Below are 8,200 nucleotides of genomic sequence, written 5' to 3' on the forward strand. Positions count from 1 at the left end.
CGAAGTCCTTCCGGACGGACGGGCGTTCGGTCCGGACCGTGCGCGCGGTGGACGGCATCGACCTGACGATCGGGGCCGGGGAGACGGTCGCACTGCTGGGCCGCAACGGCGCCGGGAAGTCGACCACCATCGGAATGCTGCTGGGGCTGGACGAACCCGACGAGGGGGAAGTGGAGTTGTTCGGCCACTCCCCCGAGCGGTCGGTGCGGGCGGGGCTGGTCGGGGCGATGCTCCAGGAGGGCCGGCCGATTCCCCGGGTGACCGTAAGGGAGTTGGTCGAGTTCGTGGCGTCCACCTATCCCGCGCCGATGGAGTTGGACGAGGTCCTCGGGCTCGCGGACGCCTCGGCGTTCGCGGACCGCCGGGTCGACAAGCTCTCCGGCGGCCAGACGCAGCGGGTCCGCTTCGCCGTCGCGCTGGCGGGCAATCCCCGGCTGCTCGTGCTGGACGAGCCGACCGCCGCGCTGGACGTGGAGGCCCGGCGGGCGTTCTGGGACTCGATGCGCGCCTACGCGGAACGCGGCAACACCGTGCTCTTCTCCACGCACTACCTGGAGGAGGCGGACGAGAACGCCGCCCGGATCGTCGTCCTCGACCGGGGGCGGATCGTCGCGGACGACAGCGGGGACGGAATCCGGGGCGCCGTGGGAGGCGGTCTCGTCGGGATCGATCTGGTGGGCGGCAACGCCGACGGGCTGGACCGCCTGCCGGGCGTGACAGGCATCGAAGTCCGGGGCGGGCGGGCCCTGTTGCGGTCGTCGGACCCGGACGCGACCGTCGTCGCGCTGGCCGGGGCGGGAGCGGTGCGCGGACTGGTCGTGTCGCGCGCCACGCTGGAGGACGCGTTTCTCGCCCTGACCGCGGGTCCCGCCGAGACCTCCGAGGAGGCACGCTGATGTACGCGTACGTGATGCTGGAAGTCCGCCGGACCCTGCGGGACGGCGCGTTCCTGATCTTCGGGACGGGGATGCCAGTACTGATGTACCTGCTCTTCACCAACGTGGGCGACACCTCGGGGGGCGGTGCGGGCGCCGACGACTGGCGGGCGTACACCATGACCGGCATGGCCGCGTACGGGGCTCTCGGCTCGGCGATGGCGGTCGGTACGGGGATCGCGTCCGACAAGTCGCTGGGCTGGCTGAAGCAGTTGCGGATCACTCCGCTCGCCCCGTCGCGGATCGTGGTGGGCCGGGCCGTCAGCGGTTCGGTGACCGTCCTTCCCGCGGTGGTCGGGGTGCTGCTGGCGGGATTCCTGGTGAACCGCATCCAACTCGGCTGGTGGCAGTGGGCGTTGCTGGTGGCGTTGCTGTGGGTGGGCACGCTGCCGTTCACCCTGCTCGGCATCGGCAACGGCTACCGTCTCACCCCGCAGGGCACCGGAGTGGTCAACATCACCTGCATGACGGGGTTCGCGGTGATCGGCGGGCTGTGGTTCCCCCTGGACTCCCTGCCCGGCCCGCTGCGGGCCGTCGGCGCCCACACTCCCGCGCACGGCTTCGCCGATCTCGGCTGGACGACGGTCGCCGGACACGCTCCGCATCTCTCCTCGATCGCCGAACTCCTGGTGTGGACAGCGCTCTTCGGGGGCTACGGGGTCGTTTCGTACCGGCGTGCGGCGAGGACCCCGTGAAGGCGGACACCGCACCCGCCCAGGGCCCCGGCAGCGCGGAGCACCTCGGCCACGCGTGCGCGGAGCACCCGCACGGCCCGGACTGCGCGGAGCACCCGCCGAGCCTTTGGCGGCGCCCCCGGAGCCGGCGACCGGAGGGCCCGGGGCCGTACGCGCTGATGCCGTGGCTGCTGCTCGGGCTCGGAGCCTTCTCCAACCTCTGGAAGGGCGAGACCCCGAACCCCTGGGTGGGTGCGGTGGGCGTCCTGCTGTTCAACTCCCTCTACGTCCAAGTGGTGTTCCGCAGTTTCGTCCCCGCGCGGCGCCGGACCCCCCTCTCGTACGCGCTGCTCGGCACGATGGCGGCCGTCACGTTCGGGCTGGCGATCGGGTACGGCGGGAGATGGCTCCTCTTCTTCCCGCTGCTCTCACTGGCGTGCGGCACGATCCTGCGCAACCGGCAACTCAGCTGCGCGCTCATCGGCCTGTCCGCCTGCGGCGTGGCCGTCGCCGCGTGGCGCGGTGACCACGCGGTCGACCCGTGGACCATCGGTTACGGGACGTTCCTCTCCGGCGCGGTGACGGCGGCGATCCTCGCCCTCTCGGAGACCGTGCGGGAACTGCGCGACACCCAGGCCGAATTGGCCCGGGGCGCGGTGGAGCGGGAGCGCCTGAGGTTCTCCCGCGACCTGCACGACCTACTGGGGCACACCCTGTCGGTGATCGTGGTGAAGTCGGAGGCGGCCCGCAGGCTGGCCCCCCGGGACCTGGACGCGGCGCTGGGCCAGATCGCGGACATCGAGTCGGTCGGCCGCCAGGCGCTCACCGAGGTCCGGGAAGCGGTGACGGGGTACCGCGAGGGCAGCCTCGCCGGTGAACTGGACCGTGCCGTATCGGCGTTGACCGCCGTCGGTATCGAGGGGGCCGTGCACCGCACCGGGCCACCGGTCTCCCCCCGTACCGAGGCGCTGCTGGGCTGGGTGGTGCGCGAGGCGGTGACGAACGTCGTGCGGCACAGTGGCGCGGCCCACTGCGTGTTCTCCGTCACCTCCGGGGGCGAGCGGGTGGTGCTGACGGTCACCGACGACGGGCCGTCCGGCGAGCAGAGTGGCCAGGGTGGCCGGAAACCCTCGGGCGACCACCGGGGGCCCGGGGCGGGCGGCGAGGAGCTCTCGTACGCGTACGGCGGTACGGGCCTGGTGGGGCTCTCCGAGCGACTGGCGCTGGCCGGCGGCTCGCTGCGGGCGGGCCCCGGTCCGGACGGCGGGTTCGTCGTACGGGCGGAGCTGCCCGGGGAGCCGGGGCGGTGAGCGAGGACGGGTGCACGTGTGTCCGGCGTCACCTCGAACACCGGTACGTCGGTGGCACACTGACACGATGGTGCCGCTGACCACGATCCCGGAACCGATAACGGCCGACCCTCCCCACACGGCGGACCGTCCCGTGCTCACCCAGTCCTGGCTCGATCTGGCCTTCCTCCACTGGGCTGTCGACCCGGCCCTCGTCGCCCCGCTGCTTCCGGCCGGTACCCGGCCCGACACACTCGACGGCGTCACGTACGTCGGGCTCGTCGCCTTCCGGATGCACCGCGTGGGGTGGTTCGGTCTGCCCGGGGTCCCGTACCTCGGCTCCTTCCCGGAGACCAACGTCCGCCTGTACTCGGTGGACGGCCACGGGCGCCGGGGCGTGGTCTTCCGTTCGCTCGACGCCTCCCGTCTGCTTCCCGTCGCCGTCGGACGGAGCGCGTTCGGCCTGCCCTACGTGTGGTCGAAGATGGAGGTCCGGCGGGAGGGCGACACGGTGACGTACAGCAGCCGGCGGCGCTGGGGCGGGCCCGCCGACGCACACAGCAGGATCGCGATACGCATCGGTGAACAGGTCGGTGAGCCCTCGGAGCTCGAACACTTCCTGACAGCGCGCTGGGGCATGCACAGCACCTTCTTCGGCCGATCCCGCTACCTGCCGAACGCCCACCCCCGCTGGCCCCTGCACCGCGCCGAACTCCTCGACTGCGCCGAGAACCTCGTCGCCTCGGCGGGGCTGCCCGCACCGGTCGGCGATCCGGTCAGCGTGCTGTATTCGCCGGGGGTGCCGGTGCGGTTCGGGCTCCCGCCCCGCCGCCCGGCCGGCATTCCCACGCCCTGAGACGGGTGCCCGCACCGACTGCGTGGCAGCGCCGGGCGGTCATACTCTCTTCTCCGTGACCGAGATGCCGCAGGACCACCGGGCCGCCCCGTCCGTACGCGTATTGCTCGCCGAGGACCAGGGCATGATGCGGGGCGCGCTCGCCCTGCTGCTGGGAATGGAGCCGGACTTCGAGGTGGTCGCCCAGGTGGGGTCCGGGGACGAGATCGTGCCCGCGGCCCTCATCTCCAGGCCCGACGTGGCACTGCTCGACATCGAGCTCCCGGTGCACAGCGGCCTGGACGCCGCCGCCGACCTGCGGGAGCAGGTGCCTCAGTGCCGGGTGCTGATCCTGACGACGTTCGGCCGGCCCGGGTATCTGCGGCGGGCGATGGAGGCGGGCGCCTCGGGGTTCCTGGTCAAGGACGGACCGGTGGAGGAGCTGGCCGGGGCGATCCGCAGGGTGCTGGGCGGGGAGACCGTGGTCGATCCCGCCCTCGCGGCGGCGGCTCTCGGGGCAGGTCCGAGCCCGCTCACAGGCCGGGAGCGGGACGCCCTGAACGCGGCCTCCGGCGGGGCGACCGTGTCGGACATCGCGCGGCAGCTGCACCTCTCGGAGTCGACCGTGCGGAACTATCTCTCCTCGGCGATCGGCAAGACCGGCACCCGCAACCGCACGGAGGCGGCCCGGGCGGCCCGTCGCCAGGGCTGGCTCTGAGTCATCCCTGCGGGGCTCTGCCCCCGGCGGTCCCCCGTCCCGCCTTCGCGCCCGGCAGCCAGAGGAGCACCAACAGGGCCGCGGCCAGCAGCACCCCGGAGGCGGTACGGAAGGCGAGGGCGTATCCGGCGGTGAGATCGGCCGGGGTGGCCGAGTCGCCGGTGCGGGCGGCGGCGACGGTGGAGAGCACGGCGAGCCCGAGCGCCCCGCCCATCGTGCGGGAGGTGTTGACCAGGCCGGAGACGAGTCCGGCGTCCCCGGGCGCGGCGCCGGAGGTGGCGAGAGAGGCGAGCGGGGTCGAGACGAAGCCCATGCCGAAGGCCATCAGGACGCCCGGCAGCAGGATGCCGGCCGCGTAGTGACTGTCGGCGCTCATGGTGGACTGCCAGCCGAAGCCGGCGACCGTGAGCAGGATGCCGGTGAGGGCCATCGGCTTCGCGCCGGTACGCGCCATGAAGCGCGGGGCGAGTTTCGAGCCGAGGACGATCGCGGCGGAGGTGGGCAGCAGGGCGAGCCCGGCTTCCAGCGGGGTGTAGCCGAGGACGTTCTGCGCGTACACGGTCATGAAGTACCACATCGAGAAGGTGGCCGAGCCGAGGAGCAGCATCGCGGTGTTGGCCGAGGCCACGGCCCGTACCGCCAGCACCCGCAGGGGCATCAGCGGGGCGGCGGTGCGCCGTTCGACCAGTACGAACCCGCCGAGCAGGGCCACCCCGCCGAGCAGCGGGACGAGGGTCGCGGGGGCCGTCCAGCCGGCCGCCTCGGTCTGCACGATCCCGTACGCGAGGACGGCGAGGCCCGCCGTGACGAGGACGGCGCCCGGCAGGTCGATCCGGCGCCGTTCGCCGCCCCTGCCCTCGGCGAGCAGGAACGCGGCACCGGCCAGCACCAGGGCGCCGACGGGGACGTTGATCAGCAGGACCCAGCGCCAGGAGAGCAGGTCCGTGAGGACCCCGCCGATGAGCCCGCCGGCCGCGCCGCCGCCCGCGCCGACGGCCATCCAGGTGCCTATCGCACGGACGCGCGCCGGGCCCTCCGGAAGCGCGGCGGTGAGGAGGGTGAGGGTGGCCGGTGAGAGGACGGCGGCGCCGAGCCCCTGTCCGGCGCGGGCGGCCAGCAGCTGCCAGCCCTCCTGGGCGAGTCCGCCGGCGAGGGAGGCGGCGGTGAAGAGCCCGAGGCCGACGAGGAACATCCGCTTGCGGCCGAAGAGGTCGGCGGCCCGCCCGCCGAGCAGCATGAACCCCGCGAACGCGATCGAGTAGGCGTTGAGGACCCAGCTGAGCCCGGAGGCGCTCAGCCCCAGGTCGGTCCGCATCGACGGCAGTGCCACGTTGACGACCGACACGTCGAGCACGACCAGGAACTGACCGGTGCAGGCAGCGACGACCGCCGCCCAGGTGCGGGGCCTCAGGCGGCGGGGAGCGGTGCGGGTGTCCGGGGACACGTCGTCCAGGGATACGTCTGTCATGTCCGCCATCGTCCCCGGCTCCGCACCGCGCGTACACGGCGCGAAGTCGCGAGCGGCCTCGGTCCTTGGGTCTACGACGCCCCCGGAGCCGCCGGTGGCAGCGGGCGGTACGGCGGCGGCGGCGGCGGCGGCCCACGGTATCTCCCGGAGCAGTTCCCCCTCGTCGTCGTACAGCTCCAGGCAGAAGGCGCCGTCGAAGCGGGTTCGCAGCAGCGCCGCGAGGTCGTCCAGCCGGTCGGCCTCGACCTCGCCGTTGATCAGGGTCTCGCGCTCGCTCGGCGGGTCCAGCTCGATCTCGCACCAGTCGGTGGTGACCTCGTACCCGTACCAGCTGGAGCTGCGTGATTCCCAGCCCGCCCGCTCGAACACCTCGACCACCGTGTCGGGGCCGAACCCGTGGACCACGCCGCACACGGTGCGCCTCCCGCCGCCGGGCGGGGAAACGGGAGCTGGTGCGGGTCGGGCCGGTGCGGGTCCGGCCGACGCGGTGGAGTCGCTGGTCATGGCGGTGAACGTAGCAACCGTTCGGGCGATCTCCGTCCGACGGGACCTCCGCACGGGACGTCTCCGGGGGCCGCAGCCTTCCGGAGACGCTCCGCTCACTCAGGCGGGACCGGGATCGAAGATCTCGTGCCCACCGACTCGGCGCCAGATGACGTGCGGCTCACCCGCCCGCACCTCGTCGCCGTACTGCCAGGTGGCGCGCCCGTCGGGCGCCCACCTCATCTCCATCACAGGGCGCCTGCCGATACCCGGTCTGACTCCCTGCACGGGCTTTACCCCGAGGCCCGTCCGGAACTGACCGCGGGCGACATCCGGGAGAAACCGTTCCTTGACGGTCTCCAGAAAGCGGCGTCTCTCCTCCGCTCCCAGCTTCTTGACGTCACGGTCGAAGCGTTCCGTTGTTTCGAAGGTCGGCAATAGGCCCCCAGGTGGCTGGATGTCAGAGGTTGTCGAGGTGCTCCAGGAAAGCGTCCTCGTCGGCGTGACGGGTGGTACGTCCGGCGTCGATGTCCTCATCGGCCTCGCGCTCGCCCGCCTGCCACCGCTCCGTCCAGAACCAGGTCTGGTCCGTGCGGATCTTCCTCAGTCCGTGGACCTCGACGATGCCCGCGTCGTTGACCTCGAACTCAAGCTCGTCTCCCGGGGAGACACCCAGCGCCTCGCGCACGCGGCCGGGCAGGGTCAGCTGCCCCTTCTCGCGCAAGCGGGTCTGGTACGCAGTCGTAGCCATGGTCGACCTCTCACCTCATCTTCCATGTCTGTTCCAGCTCTGAGACTACCCAGGAATTCGCAACATCGCGACTCTCCCATAGTCGAACTTTCCAATATTGCGACTCGCAGCCATGGGGACCTGCCCGGTATCGCCGGCGCGGCTTCCGGCGCCCGCACCGCCGCCACACCCCGCCCCGGCCGCACACCCCATCACCCCCCCACCACCACGAACCAGCCACCCCCAACCAGCCAATACCGCAGGTGAGTTCGAGCACCCTCACCCCGGGAATACCCCCGCCCCGATAAGCGTTCGGTATGCATGCACTTGGGGGGTACCTCCGGTGATGGCCGCTGCCCGGAAGGCGAACGTATGCGACGGACGACGAACGAACAGAACACCGGGGGAAGCCCCGGTCCGCTTCAGGAGATCAAGGAACCCAGGGGAGCGCTCGTCCCCGTACTGGCCTTCGCGGGCATCACCGTCGCGGTGATGCAGACCCTGCTCGTACCCGTCATCAAGGACCTGCCCACCCTTCTCCACACCGCCCAGTCGAACGCGACCTGGGTGATGACGGCGACACTGCTCGCCGGCGCGGTGTCCACCCCGATCATGGGGCGGCTCGGCGACCTGTACGGCAAGCGGCGGATGCTGATCGTCAGCCTCGCCGTGATGGTGATCGGCTCACTCGTCTGCGCCTTCACCGACGACCTCCTCATCATGATCGTCGGCCGGGCGCTCCAGGGATTCGCCATGGGTGCGATCCCGCTCGGCATCGGCATCATGCGTGACGAGCTGCCGCCGGAGAAGCTCGGCTCGTCGATGGCGCTGATGAGCTCCTCGATCGGAGTGGGCGGCGGGCTCGGTCTGCCCGCGGCGGCGCTGGTCGCCCAGCACGCCGACTGGCACGCGCTCTTCCTCGGTTCGGCCGGGATCGGTGTGGTGGCCCTGGTCCTGACGGTCTTCCTGGTGCCCGAGCCGCCGATGCGCGCGCCCGGCAGCTTCGACTACGTGGGCGCCTTCGGTCTCTCACTCGGCCTGGTCTCCCTGCTGCTGCCGATCACCAAG

General features: G+C 72.1%; 9 protein-coding genes. 6 read left to right on the forward strand and 3 right to left on the reverse strand.

Features of this window, described 5'->3' with window-relative positions:
- The 5 genes from ACWD3D_RS29285 to ACWD3D_RS29305 all read left to right on the forward strand — a co-directional run.
- Nucleotides 1-896, forward strand: an 896-nt coding sequence (locus ACWD3D_RS29285; protein WP_451463783.1) for an ABC transporter ATP-binding protein, incomplete at its 5' end; no start/stop codon positions are given.
- Nucleotides 896-1,630, forward strand: coding sequence for an ABC transporter permease (locus ACWD3D_RS29290; protein WP_451463784.1), 735 nt, complete (start codon nt 896-898; stop codon nt 1,628-1,630). The genes ACWD3D_RS29285 and ACWD3D_RS29290, both read left to right, overlap by 1 nt.
- A gap of 158 nt (nt 1,631-1,788) precedes the next feature.
- Entirely contained in the window at nt 1,789-2,919 is a 1,131-nt protein-coding gene (locus ACWD3D_RS29295) for a sensor histidine kinase (RefSeq protein ID WP_451463787.1), read from the forward strand.
- Between the two features lie 67 nt (nt 2,920-2,986).
- On the forward strand, nt 2,987-3,754 hold the full coding sequence (locus tag ACWD3D_RS29300; RefSeq protein ID WP_451463785.1) for a YqjF family protein: 768 nt from the start codon (nt 2,987-2,989) through the stop codon (nt 3,752-3,754).
- 64 nt (nt 3,755-3,818) lie between these two features.
- Nucleotides 3,819-4,451, forward strand: coding sequence for a response regulator (locus ACWD3D_RS29305; protein WP_451463788.1), 633 nt, complete (start codon nt 3,819-3,821; stop codon nt 4,449-4,451).
- A 1-nt stretch (nt 4,452) separates the two neighbouring features.
- On the opposite strand, the gene ACWD3D_RS29310 is transcribed toward ACWD3D_RS29305, so the two are convergent.
- The 3 genes from ACWD3D_RS29310 to ACWD3D_RS29320 form a co-directional block, all read right to left on the reverse strand.
- Nucleotides 4,453-5,928, reverse strand: a complete 1,476-nt coding sequence (locus ACWD3D_RS29310; RefSeq protein ID WP_451463789.1) for a DHA2 family efflux MFS transporter permease subunit — start codon at nt 5,926-5,928, stop codon at nt 4,453-4,455.
- A 594-nt stretch (nt 5,929-6,522) separates the two neighbouring features.
- On the reverse strand, nt 6,523-6,651 hold the full coding sequence (locus ACWD3D_RS29315) for a hypothetical protein (RefSeq protein ID WP_387373324.1): 129 nt from the start codon (nt 6,649-6,651) through the stop codon (nt 6,523-6,525).
- A gap of 211 nt (nt 6,652-6,862) precedes the next feature.
- Nucleotides 6,863-7,153, reverse strand: coding sequence for an AbrB/MazE/SpoVT family DNA-binding domain-containing protein (locus tag ACWD3D_RS29320; RefSeq protein WP_387373323.1), 291 nt, complete (start codon nt 7,151-7,153; stop codon nt 6,863-6,865).
- A gap of 351 nt (nt 7,154-7,504) precedes the next feature.
- Between ACWD3D_RS29320 and ACWD3D_RS29325 the strand changes: the two genes are divergently transcribed.
- Nucleotides 7,505-8,200: MFS transporter (locus tag ACWD3D_RS29325; protein WP_451463786.1), on the forward strand; the 696-nt coding region annotated here is incomplete at its 3' end.

This window comes from Streptomyces sp. NPDC002690 (assembly GCF_053592415.1).